The organism is Polynucleobacter sp. GWA2_45_21 (genome assembly GCF_001830325.1).
Lineage (GTDB): Bacteria > Pseudomonadota > Gammaproteobacteria > Burkholderiales > Burkholderiaceae > Polynucleobacter.
In genome coordinates, this window is sequence record NZ_MHZG01000001.1 from 55048 (window position 1) to 74588 (window position 19541).

A 19541-nucleotide genomic window follows, 5' to 3' on the forward strand; every position below is an offset into this window, starting at 1 on the left:
TTAAAGATCAAAACTTCTTACCTGACCATTTTTAACGCTTTGATCCATGAAATGATTAATCAAGTCCGCAAGACGTTGGCGGCGATACTCTAAGAACTTACCAAAATTGCCAATCTCACGCATTTCAAATCCTAGTGGTATGGCTTGCTTTAATAGCACATCACCACCCTGGGTATCCACAATTTCCTGGAAGTAGATATTAGGTGCTTTATTAGAAATATTACGATTGGCTTTGCCGCTAATAAAAGCCATATTGGAGATCTCATTAATATCAGCGCCATCAAAACCAGCTTTCTGGAGCAAAGATTTCGGAAAAATATGGTGATACTCAATTAAATGGCTATGACCCTGATGAAACAGGGAGAGCCCCAGGCCTGTATTCCAATCTACTGCATTGGAATATTTCAGCGCCAGATAACTTAACGAGAATAAGAAACTGCGCTGTCCGCGTCCAGCCAAATCCCGAGGTTCAACATTAATACGTCCAAAGCGTTGCTCAAGCATTTGCACCAAATCACCAAAATTTCCGCCATCAAGTAATACGCGTAAATCCGCATCCAAGCTAGATTCACTTGATCCTGAGAAATGCCCTTTAATACCGCCAGCAAAGAGCCATTGGAGCATCTGACTTGAGTCACTAGGGGCTAACTTATAGTCCTTCAGATCCCCATATACTGCAATCGGGATTAAATAATATGGCGATGCAAGCAAAGACATGCCTTCAATACCGGCATTTTGCTTGAGAAAATTAATAGCGTAATCGATTCCGTTCTTGGTTTTCTCCCAACTACTCTGAAGCTTTGCCAGGGGGATCGTACTTACCGTTCTAAAGCGAGATTGTCCGGTAGCAAAAACTACCAATAACCGAACTAACAATCCCGTATCGATATAAAAATTGCTTTGCTCTTCGCAAGTATTTGAAAAATCCTCAAAGATAGTGAGCGACCCAGGCCACTTAGCGGTAATTTGCGCTAAAGCCAAATCTGAGCCCTTGAGCTTGGCACCTAATGAGTTCACCCGCACGAAGATTTCTGCCACCTCCTCATAAGAGAGGTTGCGCGGCAAGATTTCCATGGTGTAAAGGTAATCTTTGATAGCTCGCAGGCGATTTAAACGATTCAAATAGACCGCAAACTGTGGATCATTTGGTGAACTCACTAAATCCTTGACCAGCTCCCAATCATTTTGGCTAGCAAAGACTTTAGAAACACTCACCCAATTTGGGCGATTTAATATTTGACTAGATGCAACCGCAAAGACGCGGCCATTTAATCTCTGCAAAACATTCTCACCACGATCATCATCCGATCCCTCGTCGACTTCCGTGCCCTCCTCATTACCATTAGCATCATCTTCCACCTCGAGAAGATCTATAGGAGGCCCTTCAGGATGATTTAAGTTAAAAGCAATATCAATAGGCCTTTGGCGATTGCGGACCTCAATAGGCTTTCCTGAAAGCACCGCAGTCAAAGATGTTAAACGCTGCTGACCGTCAAGCAATAGTTTCTGAGTGGCAAACGCATTGGGCTTTTGCTGAACTTGTAAATCTCTGGGCTGCTGCTCAGCATCAGTTTCCCAAACAAGAATTGTCCCCGATGGGTAGCCACGATATAGAGAATCCAATAAGTCCCGCACTCGAGTAGATGTCCAAACATAGCGACGCTGCATCTCAGGGAGTCGCAATTCGCCACACTCAATCATTTGCACCAAATCTAAAACACGGGTTTCCTGTTTTGGCATTCCTCAGTCCTTTGTAAAATCTAAATAGTAATAATAACTATACGCTGATTAGCATTAACTTCTTAATATTAATACGATCCAATAGACTTCAAGCTCCAAGCCCATTTTTGAGGGCTATGATCGTGATTGCAGGCAACCAAAAAGTAGATTATTAATTTTGATAAACAGCTACCGCCTTCACCAATACCTCAGATACATGATTTCTTAGGGCTGGAGGATCCACCACCTCGACATCGGCACCTTGGCGCAGAATATCCAAAGTCAACTCCCTCTCATCGCTATAAGGAATTTCTAATAGATAAGAGCCATCTTCCATCACTTCACCACGCTGCTTGGGATGCCATAACTCTTTAGAAACCCACCGGGCTCTAAAGGGCGTAAATTTGAGCCTAGCAATTTGATATTTTTTGCCAGCAAAGATCCCATAAGAAGATTCCAATTCGGACACCAAAACATTCTCATCAACCGATACAGCAGGCTTCTCCAGCCCCTTTATCATCTCAATGGCATCTAGTGAGAATGTTCGCAGATCATCGCGATCGTGACAAAAAGCATCTAAGTACCAGTTATCGCGGTAGTAAACCAATCTCTGGGGTGATACCTCGCGCTCACTGATGCTTTCGTTATATCTTTGCAAATAACGAATATGAATCCGTTTTCTTGCCAACAAAGCATTGGCAATTAATTCAAAATAGGCCGGGGATGTTCTACGTCTGGCTAAACCTACAATCTTAATTCTCTTGGCCACCTCTTTCAGAGAAAAACTACTTTCATCTAGCAACTTTTCTAAGCGACTGCGAATAGGATTAACCTGCGCATTCACCATGCCATTGGGTTCAATATTTTTTAATAACTCAATAACGGATAGCCAAGAATGAATCTCTGATTCATTTAACCAAAGTCCAGGTAGCGAAGTTAATGAATCAACGCCATCCTTCTTGCCATTAAGAACATACCCTTTAAGATCTGCATTCCACTCAATTGGCGCACCCAATCGATCTCGCAAATACTCTAGGTCTCGCCTAAAGGTCGCCCGAGAAACTTCAAGTACTTTCAAAAAGTGTTCAGCGGTAACTACTTGGCGCTCTCCTAACAATTTTTGAATCTTATAAAACCGTTCCGTTCTATCCATTAATTTGCCTTACGTCCTCGTTATGAAATTTATTTAGATTTATTTCATTTTGAGTAGTCACAGTCTCATGGGGTGAGCCTGGCTCAAGTCAAAAATGAATTCTGTTTAATTTTTATAAGGATCGTTATGAAAAAGCTGGGTATATATACAGTAGTTACTGCTTTGTTGACTGTTGGAACAATTGCAAGCGCTAATGCACAATCAAAATTTGAAGGTGCATACGGCCAAATTGGTATTGGCTATGAAAACATCACGCCAACTTTTAACTCTAGTGGATTAAATATTATTGGCGTTGGGGCGGCACCAATTAGCACAAACGTTTCAAGCCAAGGCAGTGTGATGGGCGTTGTCACTATTGGATATATGGCGCCAATTACCAAAGACTTTTTGCTGGGCATCGGCGCTGAATATAACCCGTTTAACTCACAGTCTGGCAATTACAACTACGGCGTAAGTAATGTGAGAGTAAATGGTACATATCAATCACAAAATCAATACAACATCTTCCTTTCACCAGCAACTCCAGTTGGCACAGATGGTTTACTCTACGGCAAAGTTGGCTACACAGGCGCTTCTGTAAAAGCTACCGAAGGTGGCGTTTCAAACACCCAAAACCTAACAGGCTACTCACTTGGACTTGGATATAAGCAAATCATTCAAGGTGGTCTATATGGCTTCGGTGAAGTGAATTACATGGGCTATGGCAATCACACCAACTCTTACAGTGGTGTTGCTGGTGGCTACACTTATAGCTATTCCTTGACCTCTAGCGCAAATGTATTTAACGCGGTTGTTGGTATTGGTTACAAGTTTTAAACAATAAGTTAAAGGGGGATGCAAATCCCCTTTTGAAAAATCACTCTTCATCATCCTCTTATCCAGTCTTGGATGAACTGCATTATCCGGGCACTATTCAACATCCTTGGTGAGCCAAGAAAAGGATATGAACGCTGCCAAGGACGAAGGCGATAACCTATCGATTACTAAGTCTCAAAAAGAGATCAAAGTGGATATGAGCTCATCAGATGCCATCTCTATATTGGGCTCACCCAATATGCTCGCTACCGAAGGGAAGCGACGTGAGTCTTGGGCATAGAAGTTATGGCCTCAAGCTCAGCCGATCGGTCATTTCTACGGTTTCTCGCAGATAGAAGTGCAACCGTGAGTCGAACCAAAAAAATGCCACCCATTGTCATCAAGTGTGATGACAATGGTAATTTAATATATTTACAGTTATATTTACATTAATAGTGTTAATATAACTAGATGGAAACTCAAAAACTCACCTTTGATGAACTTTGCGCCTTATCGGGCTTAAGTTCGCGCACTCTGCGTTACTACACCCAAATTGGCTTAATTGATAAGCCTATAGGGCAAACAAGAGCAGCTCACTACACCAGCCTTCATCTTGAAAAAGCCCTGCGCATCAAGCAATTAACTGAGTCAGGTATATCACTAGAGCGGATACGCGAAGTTTTATCCGGCGAGACTTTACCCCTCCCCGTTCGCACCAAAAAACCAGGGCAAATTGAAGTGAAAACCCATCTTTGGATCGCTGATGGTGTTGAACTCCAAGTCTCCCCAGAATCGGCAAATTTAAGCCCAGAAGCATTACGTGAATTTTTGCAAAGCGTGATGCACTCCTATGAGCAGATTACAAAGGATAAGAAATGATCGCCATCCAAAATCAATCCCCATTACCGTTCAGCCGTAATCAATTGATGGCACTGCAATCAGTAAAAGCCACAGGGGTGGTCAAAGGCCTCATGTTGGAAATGACCATTCGCCAGGAATATCAAAATTTCACACAAGACACTCTTGAGGCTTCCTATACCTTTCCCATGGGTTGGGGTGCTAGCTTTATGGATCTTCATGTAGAAATTGCAGGCAAGCGACTGCGCGGCTTAGTCATCGAAAAGCAGGCGGCAATCACGGGATATGAAAAAGCCATTGCCGAGGGGGACACCCCCATCATGCTCGAGAAAAACTCCGAAGGCATCTACACCGCTAGCTTGGGTAACCTCAAGCCTGGCGAAACCGCAACCATTGAATATCGCTATGCGCAATTGCTACAAGTCGAAGAGGGATGCGCCAGAATTTGTTTGCCCACCACCATTGCACCACGGTACGGAAAAGAACGGTTTGGCGGCATTCAAGAGCATCAAAGCACCCAAGCAGATATATTGGTGCAATACCCTCTTACCCTCTCATTGTGGCTTAGTGGGGGCACCGAAAAATGCACGATTGAGTCCCCCAGCCATCACATTAAAGTAACGCAAAACACCTCTAGAACGCTGGTTGAATTAACTCGCAATGGATTTTTAGATCGCGACTTTATTCTTAACTTGAGCGGACTCAAAAACCAATCTTTTTGCATGGTTGCACCGGATACAAATAGGAAACCAGAGGCTTACACTGTACTAGCTAGCTTTAATCCCAATATTGATAGCAATGAGATTGCTGGACCCATTGCACTGAAGATCCTGGTAGATTGCTCGGGCTCCATGAATGGCGATAGCATTGAATCTGCCAAGGAAGCATTGCATCAGGTTTTAATGAATCTTAATTCCGATGACCAACTTAGCTACTCCCAATTTGGCGATACAGTAAAGCATGCCTTTGAAAATCTGCAACTAGCCACCCCATTTAATATTGCTGCGTCATCCATCTTTATCAGCAATACCGAAGCCAATTTAGGCGGCACACAGATTGAACATGCCCTCCTTTCCACCTTCAAACTCAAAGCGAAGGACGCTCAGGCAGATATTTTGCTTATTACCGATGGTGAAGTTTGGGATACAGCGAACATCATTGAGACTGCCAAGCAATCTGGGCAACGCATCTTTGCCATTGGCGTTGGCAACGCTCCTGCTGAAACGCTCTTACAAGAACTCGCTGAAGAGACTGGTGGCGCTTGCGAACTAGTGCCACCCAACGGGGATGTTCAGATGGGAATTACTCGCATGTTTCACCGCCTGCGCCAGCCTAGAGCACGCAATATTGAAATCGATTGGGGTCATGATGGAAAGCCTGAGTGGGTCAGCGGCATCAGTGCAGCTATATTTAATCTCAATACCAGTCATGTATTTGCCGGCTTTAAATCGCCGCCCCAACGCCCTGCCACCCTATCTTTTCAGCTCGGAAGTAATCCTAAAAGATATTTGGCGCAGGCAAACACCTTAATGCAATCCGATTCAGATCTGATTCCTAGACTAGGAGCAGCACAAAGGCTTAGAATCATGTCTGATGAAGATCAAACTACCTTAGCCATCAATTACCAATTGATCACTAGGCATACGAACTACCTACTCACATATATTCGCCCAGAAGAAGAAAAAGCCACTGGCTTACCAGAGCTCCAAAAAGTAGCTCAAATGCTAGCAGCGGGCTGGAGTGGTGCTGGAACTAGCAAAGACATGAGTGGGCCTCAAGTTCTATTTTCCAGGAGCAGACAATCATTTGATGCTAGTTACGATTTGCCCAGGGTCTTTAGAAGCACGGCAAACTCAAAAATAACAATTCAAGAGTGTGATGATGAATGCAATTCCTTAGAAGAGTTGGCGGCACCAGAAAAAGCAAGCAATCAAAGAACTCAAGGGCCACTCACACCCCATGAAATCATTGATCTTGCCAATCAGTGGATTCAAAATCCCGCAGATATTGGGCAATTTGTAGAAGCAATCCAAGCGCAATTGATTGATGCGAATCTAACGTCCTTACTGAAACAATTTACTCCCATCCTATCTGATAAAGACGCCTGGACTGTCATTCTGTCTTGGTTATTGATTGACTCGCGCACTAAAGGGAAGTGGAAACCAAAAACGAAAACAGCGATTGAGGCTTTGGCAAATACATTGCCCGCAAACCAACTCAAGACCTCACTAGCAATTGTGAAACCCTATTTAAGCAGGCTATTGGATAACCATCCATCGCCTGAAACTGCGACCGTATGGAGCCTCCCCAACTGGCTACGCAAATTAGCTGATTAGGATCTGTTATGAAAAATATTTTACGTCTATCCTTACTGACACTTTGCCTCACAACGGTCCCAGCGCTTGCCCAAAGTGACTTATGCGACTACTACCAACCTCAGTGCGTCAAAAAGTTTGATCAATACACCGAGACAGCGAAACAATTGGATGTTCAGGTAAAAAACAAAGAGTTATCCAATCTTGAAGCAGCGCAAAAAGCAGTTGCATTATCAGATTCGCTTTATCCAAAAGATGTATTGCTGGCGAGTATCAATAAGCAAAATCTCGTGATGGCTCAATTTGCTGAGCGCTACCACCTCTCAGAGAGCCAAATGAGTGAACTCGATAACTCCGCAACAGATACATTTCGTCAAGCCCTATTAGAGCGATTCGCCGTCATGAAAGCAGCCAAGGAAGTCGGTCAGTTTTATAGTCAATATCAGGCGCCACAGCAATATCAACCGCCCCAACAAAATCCAGCCAATACTGCTGCAATAGCGACTTTGCTTAATGGTATTGGCAAGGCTTTTACTAACTCATTTGGTCAATCGATTACCCCACCACCCCGTATCTGCAATTACTACGGCGGCACGAGTTACTGCTTTTAGGAGATTCCTACTGTGAATCCAGAGACAAAACACACGGTATGTCTTTCCTTCTGGAGAAGTCTGAAGGGTGGAGTTTGCACCTCTTACCGAGCTGATGCTGCCATCATTGAAAATGAGGGCTGGCCTGAAATCACGAGTGCACTCTCAATTGAGGGGCTACTGTTTAAACCTACGGTACGAGACTACTATCTGCTCAGACGTCGACCCATCATCCATAAATTGTTTACAAACCACACCACCAATCTGCGTATTTATGGATCATCAAATTCTATATTTGAAATAGAGGATGAGGACTCCAGAATATTTCGCTTTGATCATGCCGGAAAGCAATTTGAGACCAGCATTATTTGGTCGATTGATGATTCATACACACTTTCAAGCATTCTTCATGATGTTCGTAATGCAAACTTCGTCACTGCTTCTATTGAGCTTCTATGCAGCGATAGTTTCTTTGATTTATCTAATCCAAAGTTTGAAGAGGTTGATGAATACGGGCAAACTGAAGTTCATCAACATGAAATTAATATCAAGCGGATTAATTTGGTTTTTGAATAACCGCTGTTGATCAGCGTTATATTTTTTACTAGAGTGATACCTCTACGGTAAAATTTCCCTATTCTCACCAAAAGTGGGAATAGCCCTCGTACACGGCTGGAGCGAGACTTACTTCAATGTAAGCTTTCCAGATTGCCCTGCGGGGGCTTCTTCAAAAGAATGCTGTCATTAAAGCTTCATTGCAGCATGCTACCCACGTTATTTCAACCTTGCTTTTAGAGGATTTAGGATTTGATCGTTAAATACAAAGGCAGGTATTTAAGCCGTTCACGGTAAGTCATCCAAAAACTGTTTAGCAGTGATTTATCCTTAACGCTATGACTGACCCCAAGCCCTCACCCCCTCGGCGGATTGCCCATTTAGATATGGATGCTTTTTTTGCCTCCGTGGAGTTATTGCGCTATCCGCAGCTCAAGGATCTACCGGTAGTGATTGGTGGTAGTGGACATGCCACTACCGAAGAGCTCTTTGCGAAGATTCTTCAAAGCGAACCTGAGTGGGATGACTTTCGTCCTCACAAGATTCCCTTGCGGTTTTTTCCCAGACTATCAAGTTATGTGGGCAGAGGAGTAATCACCACCGCAACCTATGCCGCCCGTCAGTTTGGCGTGGGTTCAGCTATGGGGCTCATGAAAGCGGCTAAGTTATGCCCGGAAGCCATTTTGCTACCAGTCGATTTTGAGCGCTACCGGCATTACTCAAGACTAATGAAAGAGACCGTAGCCGAAATTGCCCCTGTTATAGAGGATCGTGGTTTGGATGAAGTCTACATTGACTTTACAAATGTACCGGGGGTGCAGCGCAAAGGTGGTCATACTTTAGCTCGGGTCATTCAGATGACGGTGCTCAGTAATACCGGATTGACCTGTTCGATTGGCGTAGCCCCCAATAAGCTACTTGCCAAAATGGCCAGTGACATGCACAAACCCAATGGTATTTGTGTTTTACAGGCGTCTGACTTAGAAAGCCTGATCTGGCCCTTACCCTGCCGAAAAATCAATGGCATTGGCCCCAAAGCCGATGCCAAGCTTGCGAAACACGAGATTGCCACCATTGGGCAATTAGCCAGCCAAGATCCGATTTGGCTGATGCAAGAGTTTGGCAAAAGTTATGGCGCCTGGCTTTATGAAAGCGCCCATGGTCGCAATGAGGATCCGGTCTCACCTAGAGGAGAGCCAGTCAACATGAGCCGAGAAACCACCTTTGAAAAAGATCTGCACCCCAAAAAAGATAAAGAAACGCTAGGCCCGATATTGACGCAGCTATGTGAGCGTCTATCCCAAGATTTAAAAGCCAAAGGCTATCTTGGTAAAACCATTGGCATTCGAGTGCGATATGGCAACTTTCAATCGATTACAAGAGATATGACGATTGATGCACCAAGCAATGATCCAAACATCATTCGCCAAACGGCAGGACAGTGCATAAAGCGCATTGATCTTAATAGAAGTTTGAGGCTACTCGGGGTCAGGGCAAGCAACCTTCAGAAATTAGAGGGAAATAAACAGCCTAAAGAAAAAGGTGCGGACAAGGAAGCTCAAGGGCAGCTAGATCTAGAGGGCTCGTAATCAGCCAAAGCGGACATCCGCTCTTAATTAAAATTAGTCGGTTATCGACCCACTTCAGCCGGTGGCCTCGTTGTGAAAAGCCTACAAAGTAGCGTCATTATTTAAGTCGAACTGGCTCAGCCGCAATTGGAATCACAGGAACCTTGACCATTAGGCAGCTAATAGAGCCAACGCTATTCGAGTCGTAAATTAGTCCCTCTGAGGTTTGCTTACGACTGGCTGCATCAGGAGCAAGAACATAGCAGACCACGTTATCAGATTGATCAAATAATTTATAGATGCTTACCCCTGCTTGACCAGCATCAAAAGCGCCCAAGAATTTCATTTTAGGCTTTTCATTGGCCTTTTTTTCTTGAGCATGCACACCCATCGAAATGGTTAATCCCAAGATAATGAGCAGAATGTTTCTATACATAAGATCCATCTATTGAAGAAGAAAAACCCCACCTAAGTGGGGTTATCAATCGGACTAAAAACCACCAAATTAAAAAGAGATACCAGCACCCAATCCATAGACTGTGTTTTGGCTTGAACCTGCGTTATAGCCGTTATTGGTATTGCTTGATGCAACAGAAGCTTTTAGATAAGCGCCATCCATGATGCGGTAGGAGCCACCGAGCGCCAATGAGGTTTGACCCATGTAATTACCAAGGCCAACACCAACAGCAAAATCTTTACCGTTTGCACCCGTCGCAATAGGAATGTTCGCCATCGCTGCAGTACCTGCAACGCCCGAAGCTACAGATTGCAATTGACGATAGTTAACAGCATCAAATGCACCAGTACCATCGGCAACACCGGTTACCTTGATGGGAGCCCCACTTGCCACATTCGCAAAAGTGGCTACGTTATTACTCATTGTGAGGCTAGTTGCACCTGCGCCGTTACCACCAGACATAACTGCCAAGTTTTGATTAGCGACAAAACCATTGCTATTACCCGCAGCATTAACAACCACGATGCCAGCAGCCGACTGATTGGTTGTGCCGGTAGAGATTAGGCCGTTCGGACCCACATTAAAACCAGTAGCGCCTGAGTTAGTAGCCTGAATGGTTGCCAAGTTAGATGCGCTACCAACCGTTGTCGTAGCTTGATTATTCGCCAAAGTTGAAGCTGCATTACCAGCATAGCTATTAATCGTAGTAGCAGCGCTGGTATTACCAATATTGTTGACGCTAGCGACACTGCCGGTACCAATATTGTTCGTCGTGGCATAAGCATTGACACCAATATTGTTGGTAGCGCCATTTAAATTGGTTGATGTACCGTCCTGTCCTATTGAAATTGTCGTTCCTGCTTCGTTTGTAGAAAGCACATTACGTGAAGCTTCAGTGATAGATAAAATCTCACCCGTACCCGTTGTTCCATCGGAATTGCTAATGATGCTCACACCATAAGAAGGATTTGGATTTAAATCACTCGTTGCAGAAAAAGCTAAGCTCGAAGTAAGAGATGTCACCGCTGCAATAAGTAGCGACTTCTTCAATTTCCAGTTCTTGGGGTTTTGATTCATATAAATCTCCATATAAAAAGATAAAGTACTACTAGTGTTAAATGGGTGCGACCTTAAAAAGGTTCATACTAGTTATCAAGATGGTGTTTTAAAGAGAGTTTGCGTGATTGATCAGCGCTTAACATTAAATTACAAACCCACCGTATAAGTCGCCATCACGGTGGTAGTTGATACAGCTTGATAAGCTTCTTGACGATAGATGCCGGTAATACCTAAACGTTGATTCTTGGCTACATCATATGTAGCGCCTAACATCGCTGTTGGTCTGGTTTTGACTGGGTTGGGGTTAAAGTTCACCGGAGTGAGTCCAGTTACGCCTGTAGCAGAGTAAGCACCATTAGCGGTATTGGTATCCGTTTCTACACCCGCACTAGCAAAGAGATTGGTTTGCGGAATGCCTCTGTACGATGCTCCTACTCCCGCTAAGGCGGTAGTCGCGTTGGTATTGAGGGCACTGTAAGTCAAAGGTGCAGTAACGGTTGAACTAGTTGCCTCTGTATAGCCACCCATATTGTTCTGGGTATAACGCATACCAGCATAAGGACTAACAATCACATTGTCCGCAACGCCAAAACCATACTTAGCGACTACTTGAGCGCCCTGACTATTGAGCTGTGAACCACCAGAACCCGCCTCACTAGTGCCAACTACTTGACGATTGATAGTGGTGTTCTTTTGACCGTATGCAGCCGAGACTTTGACTTCAGTACCCGTACCATCGACACGTTCATTCCAGACGCCGAACACACCAATGAGTGGAGTGTTATTACCAAGATTGACTGTAGAGCCGGCATTATTCACTGAGAGGTTTTGATCGGCATAAGCACCCACCCGGTAGTTGGGGTGAGGACGATAGGCGGCAATCAACAGACCGCTAGTATTGTTCAGTCCATTAGCTGCTTGTACTGCGGTATTACGGCCACCAGCAGAGACACAGACATTATTCTTATCAAAGAGAGAGCAGTCATAGCTAAAGCTGTTCGCTAGGACTGAGTTCTGAAGCGTGTAGGTGTTTTGTAGAGCAGCAGCGGTATTGACGAGGGATTGTTGGGTATCGGCGGTGGAGGGGCCGGATGGGGGGGGTAATGTCACCAATATCCAGTACCGTGTTCCCGCGATAAATTCAGCATCAACTAGAGGAATTTGAGACCCGCTGTAGTTTGACACTGAAGTACTACCGAAGCTTATGAAATATTGGGGAACTGAGTTAACAGATAAAGCAAAAACACTAGAGCCACTTGTTAAGCTGGATTGAATAGCGCTATAAATGTGGGTTACTAAGGTCATCTGGGCAGAAGTCCACGCATTCCATCCGCCAGAAGCCCACCATGGCTGCAATTGCAATGTGGGAAGGGCTGTTGCAGTATTGACACCCCAATATTCACTCACATTGTATGTTCCTTCAGCGACGGTAAAGGATCCTAAGTTAACTGTGGTTGCTTGAGCAAAAGCTGAAATTGAACTTCCAACAACCAAAGCTGAAACAATGGCAATTTTTCCAATCTTTAAGACATTCATACAAAAGACGCTCTTTAAGTGACAAAGCTGGGTTGCTCGGGAAATGATTCAGCCCCAATGCTAGTGAATTGCCCCTACTGAGATAACCTACTTTAGTACAGGGTGACCAAAATATTGCACAGATTATTGGTTTGATTGGCGTCTATCTTTTTGTGAGTGAAGTGCTCGTAAGCATTCATAATTGAACTAATTGAGATAAAAAAATGAATTTATTAAGCCCGCTTGCCATTCTTTATACGATGCTAACCCTCACCTCTGGGGGCTTGCTCTATCTAACCCTTAGGGGGAAAGTGGATGCATCAGCTGGATATTTTTTAATTGCTCAGCTCCTTAACGCATTTGGAGCTTCAACCATTTATTTAATTAATAGCGGGATTCAATGGGAGGTGCAGTTCATTTTTGCTGTGCAAAACTTCTTTTTGATTGGCTCAGAAACCGCCATCTTCTTTAGCATTAATTCCATTTTGAGGAGAACGCCCAGAAAGCGCTATTACATTTCAATCTTTGCAATTGCTGTCTACTGCGGCCTAATGGAGCTTGCGCGAAATGTATATGGCATTACCGCCCCAATGTACATGATGAATGGGTTAACTGGCATTTTGGCATTTATTACTTTTAACCTTCTCAGAACTACAACTCAAAATAAACTTAAGGAACACTCATTTTTAGTTCGGCTTAAAGAATTTGAATTCATCATAGCTATTTTTTGGGGCATTCAGGTTTTAGCCACAGCTTTAGGGCACCCACCCATTCCTCGACACCCTACAACATTAACTGTATGGATATATGCCTTCTATATCAGCATTAGCATCTTTCGATATATCTGCTACATCGGCTTTCGAATCACTTGGCTGGGATCAAATAGAACGACTCGCAACAATCTAAATCACCCATTTGCAATGGCAATTGAAGAGAAAGAGAAATTGGAAGATGGATTGATGGCGTCTAATAGGATTATTGGTATTAGCGCATTAGCTAGCAGTCTTGCCCACCAGCTAAGCCAACCGTTAACGGCAATCGCACTTCAGGCGGAGTCTTCTAATCGTGCGCTTAAAAAATCCGTAAATGCGACGCCAAGACTACTTAATTCTCTTGAGGATATTCAGCAACAATCATCAAAATTATCAAGTCTTGTTGATAATTTGAGACAACTATTTAATGAGAAAAAATCCTCATTCCATTCATTTGGTTTAGTTGATGCAAGCAATGAAGTTTTAGAAATTATTGAACCATCTCTGTCACCCAAAAATATTGATTTGGTAAAAGATTTTTATGCCAACCCGATTGTGTATGGCGATGCCATCCAAATCCAACAGGTACTAATAAACCTATTTAATAATGCAGCTGACGCTATTCAAGCCAAAGGCAATAAAGGCGGAAAAATCACCTTAACCATAGGTGTTATCGGCACGAATGCCTACATTCAACTTCAAGATAGCGGCATTGGATTAGATCTCAATTTGCTGCCATCAATTTTCGATTTGCATTACACCACGAAAGAAGATGGTCTTGGTGTTGGTCTATGGCTTTGCAAGACAATTATTAAAAATCACAATGGCTCAATATCAGCATCTAATAGTCCGGCAGAAGGTGCGCTATTTGAGGTGCAAATCCCCTTGGCAACTTGTCCCGAATAAATATCATGAAAAATACTAGGGTAATTATTGTCGAGGATGATCTCGCCGTCCAAAGAGGATTGGTTGAGTGGCTATCTGATGACCATGAGATTAAATGCTATCCGTCTGCCGAACTTTTTTTAGGGGCCTTAAATAATTTTGAATTTGAAGATGGGATCCCTAGCTGTATTTTGCTGGATTTTCAGATGCCCGGTATGAATGGGGTTGAGCTACAGGGGGAACTCAAGAGAATGAATGCAGCATATCCCATAGTATTTATGAGCGGAAATGCTAAGCAAGCCGACATCATTGATGCTTGGCATGGTGGTGCCGTGGACTTCATTCTAAAGCCATTCTCAGGAGATCAAATTAGCATTGCACTCATTAAGCTACTCGACACCCTAAAAGAAGACACCGCAGAATTAACGTTAACAACAGAAGAAATTGATCAACCTATTAGCATCCCCATCTCTCCACGGGAGGCTCAAGCCCTGCTTTTACTGGGAAAGGGTCACCGCCAGAGCGAGGTTGCCGAGATAATGGGGATCGCCCTCACAACCGTCAAAATGTATCGAACTATCTTGAAAAACAAATTAAATCTTTATACCCCTGTCGAGCTTTCAAGATACTGCGACCGATACAAATCTCGAATAGAAGAAATATCAAAAGTGAACTCCAAATAGGTTTGATGGGCACCCAATCACTGAATTTACTTTTTAAGGGTAGTGTTAGATCTCTCGCTGAATACGATGTAGACACTCGGTTATGTGCGGCCCCTCGACTGTCTCAAGGTGGCCGATTTCTGACCCTCAGAAAAGCCCATCGTCCGTCCGCTCAAACTTATAAAGCCGACATTAGCCATACAGTTGAGGCTCTTTTATTCGGAATAAGCAACCCAAACCCTATTGGACCAGTCATAAAGGCAAAACCTCAATCAAAATCCTTTACGCCCCTACCGGAAACTGCCCCCCCCCTGTCGCCATCCCTTCCCATTCACTAGCATCCATGACGCTAGGCTCCACTAAAACGCCATGTGGCTAAACGGATACACATAGGGAACAGGAGCTTTTGCCAGGCACTGCCTGTGTCAACAAACCAATCAATGCCGCGAGTATTCATCACGGTACCGCATTGGCCAGCCGACCCCAAGGGCCATTAACCCCCGTTAAAACCCCTGAAACTCCTATTTTGAAGAGTTGGGGTGCAAAGAAAACTATTCACCAGGCGTCAAAAAAGTCTCAAGCGCTGCAATTACATTCGCCTTGTGCCCCAAGTCAAGACCGGCCGCTCTATCTTCAACCTCTGTAATACCGACTCTCTTTAATACTGTCTTATAGTCAATTCCATGCACCTCGCATACCTCTTTTAACGCCTCAAAATGGGCGGCAATGATTTTCTTCCACCCTGTCAGCAATTCCACATAACCGTCTCTTTTCTGGATGTCGCCTGTAATATGGTGATATGCCATTCCGAGCACATCACCAGCAGATAAAAATTCTAGTCGCCAATAATCATTGGCCCATAAGTAGCCCATGAGATGGAGATGCTCCAAAGCATCTATGAACTGAGCATCCATCATGGAGTAAGTCTTCCAAGGAATTGCCGCTTTAATGCGCAGCGACTCCAATTCATTATCGGCATGGGCGTAGGCTGCCGCTGCAAGCTCTCTACTAGTCATCCCCTCATAAGCTGCGCTTAATGGTCTTTGATTCATTTTTTGACCTTTCTCATTTTGTTTACCTGATCGATTACTTCCACCCGGCGCTGTAGCTCACAAGTCTCATGGGCTTTACGCACCATATCTAAGACATAGGCCAGACGTGTACCGTTCTGCGTGTCAATGCGCCCCATCCTCATATCTCTATAAACCCTGGCCATCTCCATTCGGATGGTTTCGGCATCGTTGAGCCTGATCTTGCTCATGCTATTTAAGGGGGTGGGGTCTAGCAATTTGCCGCCTGTCAGTTGGCTTTGCGGTTGATCTTCTGACCTATACTCGTCTCCAGAATTCAGCCTTTGGTTAGTCGCATCCAAGGACACTATTAGGGCCTCCCTCATGCCTAAACCTCCAATAATGAGGCTTGAGCATTTGCGTGACCTATTGCACCCTCTTCAATAGTCTGCGTGTCCGAGATAACAGCGTCGCCATCATCCCCCACATCACAACCAGCAATGCGGCAAACTGTTTGCACCTTCGCGTAAAGCTTTTTAGCGCTGATTAGATGACATAAGTCCAAATGCTTATCATCAGAAAGCTCCCCCCAATGCTCATAGATAGCATCTGCGAGCTCACCTAATTCAGTGCGCATTACTTGACCCATCCGGGCTGTATGGTTAACCTCAAGCAGATTCATTTGCTCAGCCAATATTTTTATATGAAGTCTATTGAGCTTGATCAGATTTGCTTCCCCGCTATTCACAGATGATTGCTCGAGATGAACCTCATCCAAGTCATGATCAATGAAATAGGCTAGTTCGTAAATCTTAGTTAATTGCTGAGTCATTTTTCATCCTTATTAAGTATTTGAAGTTGGGTATTACGCAGATCGTCAAGAGCCATCTGATTCAAACGCTTTTGATCTAACGCCATCCAATTCATTGAGTAAGTTTTCTCATTCTTTAATGGGTTGTTTAGCTGTATATATGGCATATCTAAGTAGCTCCTAATAATTGGGAATGCATGAGATGAAATTTCTGTATTCTGAGTATTCCCATTCATCCCTTTAGATTGCTTGGGTTTAGTCTTTTTTGATGGGCATTCCCATTTTTGAGTTTGCTCCCTCCCAATTTTTGACCCCTCATTTTTTTCAATGCAGGACTCCAATTGCGATAAGCATTGCTCACAAATTGATTCAAGAATTGCCCCTCACCCTTATTAATAAGTTTCCAAGTAATTGCAAATAAGCTACATACACCGCTAAGACTTCCTCCTCGCCGAGTTTGATAGATAAAACCATGCGCTATCAACTCCTTTACCGCCTTTGTCATGGTGTTTTTGGACAGCCCCCTGTTAATGACGGTTTTGGCTGCTATGTATATGGAGCCGTTATTGTTGCCTCTGTAAAAATGAAGCATCTCAACGAGTATGGCTCTGGCTGAGTAGCTCAAATCTTTATAGGCAGCACTATTCAGCACTTCCGAGGGTATCTGCACGAATGGCTCAACCTCCCTCTTAGGAGGGTGCGACTGAGCGACACCCCTACGGTGTCTATCTTCAGCCATGGGACACCTCCGCATACCCGCTGGTTTGATATTCCACAACCTCTTTGCCAATGTGGCTGCGTGATTCCACCCCCAAGGATTCGCCATTCAAAAGTTTGGCAATCTCGGAGATGGGCCACAATAGGCGCCCACCTACTTTTACAGGTCTAATGCCGTAGCAATGGCCTGTTAGGCAGTGGTTCTTTCTGATTGTTTTTGCTGAGCACTTTAACGACTTGGCGAGCTCTTGCGTTGTTACTACTTTCTGCAAATCCATGATGATTTACTCCTCTATACATTTCCCGATGTGCTGGTATGTGTATGACGATATTCATCATGGATCTTTATGTCATTTTTGTAATTTGGTGTAATTAATGTCTTTTAAATCCTTACAAATCAATGAGTTATATTGCATGAGTGTAATTTGGTGTAATTTGGGGTAATTATTTTTTAGACTTTCCACCCATATGAACCATCCGACCAATCATCTTGGATTGAATTGATTGTGCCGGAGAATTTTTCTTAATCTTTTCAGTGCCTCTAATGGCATTCTGAATTGTATTTTTAGTAATTGGATAATCGGGATTTTTTTGATTCCATATTCGAATAATTTCATCGTTACTAACAATTGCAATCATCACTCTAATCCATCCATTACGAGTAGCAATATCGCTATATGGTGGCGCCGAATAACCATCTACTTTCGGCAAAAATTCTTCGGCAATTTTGCGCGCATCAAACCCCTTCTCAATGCCCCTTTTTTCAATCTCCGAAAAATCCCCTTGAAGATGCTCATCAAAGATGCAGTAACTAGCCACCCCAAGCAACCGAAATGAGTCTAGGAGATGAGATACATCAGCCTGATTCATATCGCCACCAAGAATCTTGGCTTTCTCAACCCTTCTACTTAGGGAGTGCAAAGCTTCTCGCGCAGATACATAGGCCCCAAGTAACTGTCGCTTTTCAGGAGAGTCATAGGCTTTTTTCAAAATGACCCAATTATCCGAATCTCTTAGACTTGACTTACATTTATCTACATCAACCTCTACCCCCAGTCTATCGGCTGAGTTCTTATATAACTCAATTGCCTCTGATAACGCACCATCTAGCTTATCCTGGATTAGTGATGTGTTTAGAGAAGAATTCTTTCCATTGCTTGTATCAAGCAGATTCTTCTCATGACTCTTATCCTGTTTTTTCATAAGACGTTAAGCCTCTTTGCCGTTAACCACTAAACGCTTAATTTTTGGAATGCGGCCTTTCTTAGCCTGCCATAAGTCCCATTGCAACTGCATACCAAGCCACAAGTCTGGCGAAGTACCAAGCCATGCGGATAGTCTTAGCGCCATGTTTGCAGAGATTCCCGCTTTTCCATTCAATATCTTGGAAAAAGTGGGGCGAGAGACTTTCAATTGCTCGGCGGCGTCTGTAACCGTTAAATTCTCAGGCATCCATTCCCGCAGCACTTCGCTAGGGTGAGATGGGTTACGCATGAAGCTCAGCTACGCTCAGCCGTAAACCAACTGAATGCAAAATTCTATTCATGGTATCTAGCGTAGGGTTACCGCCCTCAGCCAATGATTTAAACAATGTTTTCTCTCCCAATGACGCGCAACGAGCTACCTCTGCCATACCGTGAGCTTTAGCCACTTGGCGCAATGCCACCAATAGCGCTGCTTGATCTTCTAACTCCATGACGGCATCCAAATACGCTACCGCCTCTTTTGGGTCGGTTAGCGATAGGACTAGACTGTCCTCATAGTTTTTATCTCGTTTACTCATGGCTTACCCCGCCCTTTCCAGTCTTCCAAATACTCAATAGCTTGCTTAATAGCTCGGTCTTGGTCGCTCTTATCGCTGCCGCATAGCAATAGAACAATCTCATCGCCTTGCCTACTTAAATACACCCGGTAACCCGGGCCGTAATCAAGTTTTAATTCCTGAACTCCTGCGCGCAATGCTTTGCAGTCTCCAAAGTTTCCGGCCTCCACTCTAGCCAGCCGGGCGCGAATCTTTGCCCTTGCTTGAATGTCCTTTAAGCCATGAAGCCAATCTTCAAAAGGCGCCTTACCTTGCGTGTCGGTGTATATTCTGAGTTTCATTATAGTATCTTTTAGAA

Annotated in this window: 23 protein-coding genes; 10 read left to right on the plus strand and 13 right to left on the minus strand. The window is 44.0% G+C overall.

All coding sequences use genetic code 11. The features are described 5' to 3' along the window. Positions 1-1740: a DUF262 domain-containing protein gene (locus tag A2X74_RS00220; RefSeq protein WP_293627221.1), complete on the minus strand. Its 1740-nt coding sequence runs from the start codon at positions 1738-1740 to the stop codon at positions 1-3. A 151-nt stretch (positions 1741-1891) separates the two neighbouring features. Further along, on the minus strand, positions 1892-2872 hold the full coding sequence (locus A2X74_RS00225) for a WYL domain-containing protein (RefSeq protein WP_293627223.1): 981 nt from the start codon (positions 2870-2872) through the stop codon (positions 1892-1894). 126 nt (positions 2873-2998) lie between these two features. Between A2X74_RS00225 and A2X74_RS00230 the strand changes: the two genes are divergently transcribed. The 7 genes from A2X74_RS00230 to A2X74_RS00260 all read left to right on the plus strand — a co-directional run bounded on the left by A2X74_RS00230 (position 2999) and on the right by A2X74_RS00260 (position 9574). Further along, positions 2999-3688 (plus strand): outer membrane beta-barrel protein, encoded by a 690-nt coding sequence (locus A2X74_RS00230; RefSeq protein WP_293627225.1) that lies wholly within the window; start codon positions 2999-3001, stop codon positions 3686-3688. Between the two features lie 127 nt (positions 3689-3815). Then, entirely contained in the window at positions 3816-3968 is a 153-nt protein-coding gene (locus tag A2X74_RS00235) for a hypothetical protein (RefSeq protein ID WP_293627227.1), read from the plus strand. Between the two features lie 170 nt (positions 3969-4138). Next, positions 4139-4546 (plus strand): helix-turn-helix domain-containing protein, encoded by a 408-nt coding sequence (locus tag A2X74_RS00240; RefSeq protein WP_293627229.1) that lies wholly within the window; start codon positions 4139-4141, stop codon positions 4544-4546. Next, positions 4543-6861, plus strand: coding sequence for a VIT and VWA domain-containing protein (locus A2X74_RS00245; protein ID WP_293627231.1), 2319 nt, complete (start codon positions 4543-4545; stop codon positions 6859-6861). Before A2X74_RS00240 ends, A2X74_RS00245 begins: the two co-directional genes overlap by 4 nt. Before the next feature lie 8 nt (positions 6862-6869). Beyond that, positions 6870-7451: a hypothetical protein gene (locus A2X74_RS00250; protein ID WP_293627233.1), complete on the plus strand. Its 582-nt coding sequence runs from the start codon at positions 6870-6872 to the stop codon at positions 7449-7451. 12 nt (positions 7452-7463) lie between these two features. Further along, positions 7464-8006, plus strand: coding sequence for a hypothetical protein (locus A2X74_RS00255; RefSeq protein ID WP_293627235.1), 543 nt, complete (start codon positions 7464-7466; stop codon positions 8004-8006). A gap of 317 nt (positions 8007-8323) precedes the next feature. Beyond that, positions 8324-9574, plus strand: coding sequence for a DNA polymerase IV (locus A2X74_RS00260; RefSeq protein ID WP_293627237.1), 1251 nt, complete (start codon positions 8324-8326; stop codon positions 9572-9574). Between the two features lie 97 nt (positions 9575-9671). On the opposite strand, the gene A2X74_RS00265 is transcribed toward A2X74_RS00260, so the two are convergent. The 3 genes from A2X74_RS00265 to A2X74_RS00275 form a co-directional block, all read right to left on the minus strand. Beyond that, on the minus strand, positions 9672-9989 hold the full coding sequence (locus A2X74_RS00265) for a hypothetical protein (protein WP_293627239.1): 318 nt from the start codon (positions 9987-9989) through the stop codon (positions 9672-9674). 69 nt (positions 9990-10058) lie between these two features. Further along, on the minus strand, positions 10059-11087 hold the full coding sequence (locus A2X74_RS00270; protein ID WP_293627241.1) for a YadA-like family protein: 1029 nt from the start codon (positions 11085-11087) through the stop codon (positions 10059-10061). Positions 11088-11216: 129 nt separating this feature from the next. Further along, complete coding sequence (locus A2X74_RS00275; RefSeq protein ID WP_293627243.1) at positions 11217-12605, minus strand: autotransporter outer membrane beta-barrel domain-containing protein; 1389 nt, start codon at positions 12603-12605, stop codon at positions 11217-11219. A 203-nt stretch (positions 12606-12808) separates the two neighbouring features. Here A2X74_RS00275 and A2X74_RS00280 point away from each other — a divergent pair, with 203 nt between their 5' ends. Both A2X74_RS00280 and A2X74_RS00285 read left to right on the plus strand, forming a co-directional pair. Next, positions 12809-14242, plus strand: a complete 1434-nt coding sequence (locus A2X74_RS00280) for a HAMP domain-containing sensor histidine kinase (protein ID WP_293627245.1) — start codon at positions 12809-12811, stop codon at positions 14240-14242. Between the two features lie 5 nt (positions 14243-14247). Continuing rightward, positions 14248-14904: a response regulator gene (locus A2X74_RS00285; RefSeq protein WP_293627247.1), complete on the plus strand. Its 657-nt coding sequence runs from the start codon at positions 14248-14250 to the stop codon at positions 14902-14904. Between the two features lie 530 nt (positions 14905-15434). Here A2X74_RS00285 and A2X74_RS00290 read toward each other — a convergent pair. Genes A2X74_RS00290 through A2X74_RS00300 form a run of 3 tightly spaced genes read right to left on the minus strand, consistent with a single transcriptional unit; the run spans position 15435 to position 16725 of the window. Then, a complete protein-coding gene (locus tag A2X74_RS00290) occupies positions 15435-15935 on the minus strand; it encodes a hypothetical protein (protein ID WP_293627249.1) in 501 nt (166 codons plus the stop codon). After that, positions 15932-16255: a hypothetical protein gene (locus A2X74_RS00295; protein ID WP_293627251.1), complete on the minus strand. Its 324-nt coding sequence runs from the start codon at positions 16253-16255 to the stop codon at positions 15932-15934. The genes A2X74_RS00290 and A2X74_RS00295 overlap by 4 nt, the downstream gene beginning before the upstream one ends. A 26-nt stretch (positions 16256-16281) precedes the next feature. Next, positions 16282-16725, minus strand: a complete 444-nt coding sequence (locus tag A2X74_RS00300; RefSeq protein WP_293627253.1) for a hypothetical protein — start codon at positions 16723-16725, stop codon at positions 16282-16284. 451 nt (positions 16726-17176) lie between these two features. Between A2X74_RS00300 and A2X74_RS00305 the strand changes: the two genes are divergently transcribed. Further along, positions 17177-17320 (plus strand): hypothetical protein, encoded by a 144-nt coding sequence (locus A2X74_RS00305; protein ID WP_293627255.1) that lies wholly within the window; start codon positions 17177-17179, stop codon positions 17318-17320. A gap of 115 nt (positions 17321-17435) precedes the next feature. Here A2X74_RS00305 and A2X74_RS00310 read toward each other — a convergent pair whose 3' ends face one another. From A2X74_RS00310 to A2X74_RS00330, 5 genes are all read right to left on the minus strand, one after another. Beyond that, positions 17436-17699: a helix-turn-helix domain-containing protein gene (locus A2X74_RS00310; RefSeq protein WP_293627257.1), complete on the minus strand. Its 264-nt coding sequence runs from the start codon at positions 17697-17699 to the stop codon at positions 17436-17438. Between the two features lie 166 nt (positions 17700-17865). Then, positions 17866-18624 carry a hypothetical protein gene (locus A2X74_RS00315; RefSeq protein ID WP_293627259.1) on the minus strand — a complete coding sequence of 253 codons (759 nt, stop codon included), beginning with the start codon at positions 18622-18624 and terminating at the stop codon, positions 17866-17868. Between the two features lie 6 nt (positions 18625-18630). After that, positions 18631-18915, minus strand: coding sequence for a HigA family addiction module antitoxin (locus A2X74_RS00320; protein ID WP_363925293.1), 285 nt, complete (start codon positions 18913-18915; stop codon positions 18631-18633). Beyond that, positions 18908-19204 (minus strand): addiction module antidote protein, encoded by a 297-nt coding sequence (locus tag A2X74_RS00325; protein ID WP_293627261.1) that lies wholly within the window; start codon positions 19202-19204, stop codon positions 18908-18910. The genes A2X74_RS00320 and A2X74_RS00325 overlap by 8 nt, the downstream gene beginning before the upstream one ends. Continuing rightward, complete coding sequence (locus A2X74_RS00330) at positions 19201-19524, minus strand: type II toxin-antitoxin system RelE/ParE family toxin (RefSeq protein WP_293627263.1); 324 nt, start codon at positions 19522-19524, stop codon at positions 19201-19203. The genes A2X74_RS00325 and A2X74_RS00330 overlap by 4 nt, the downstream gene beginning before the upstream one ends. Positions 19525-19541 lie beyond the last annotated feature (17 nt).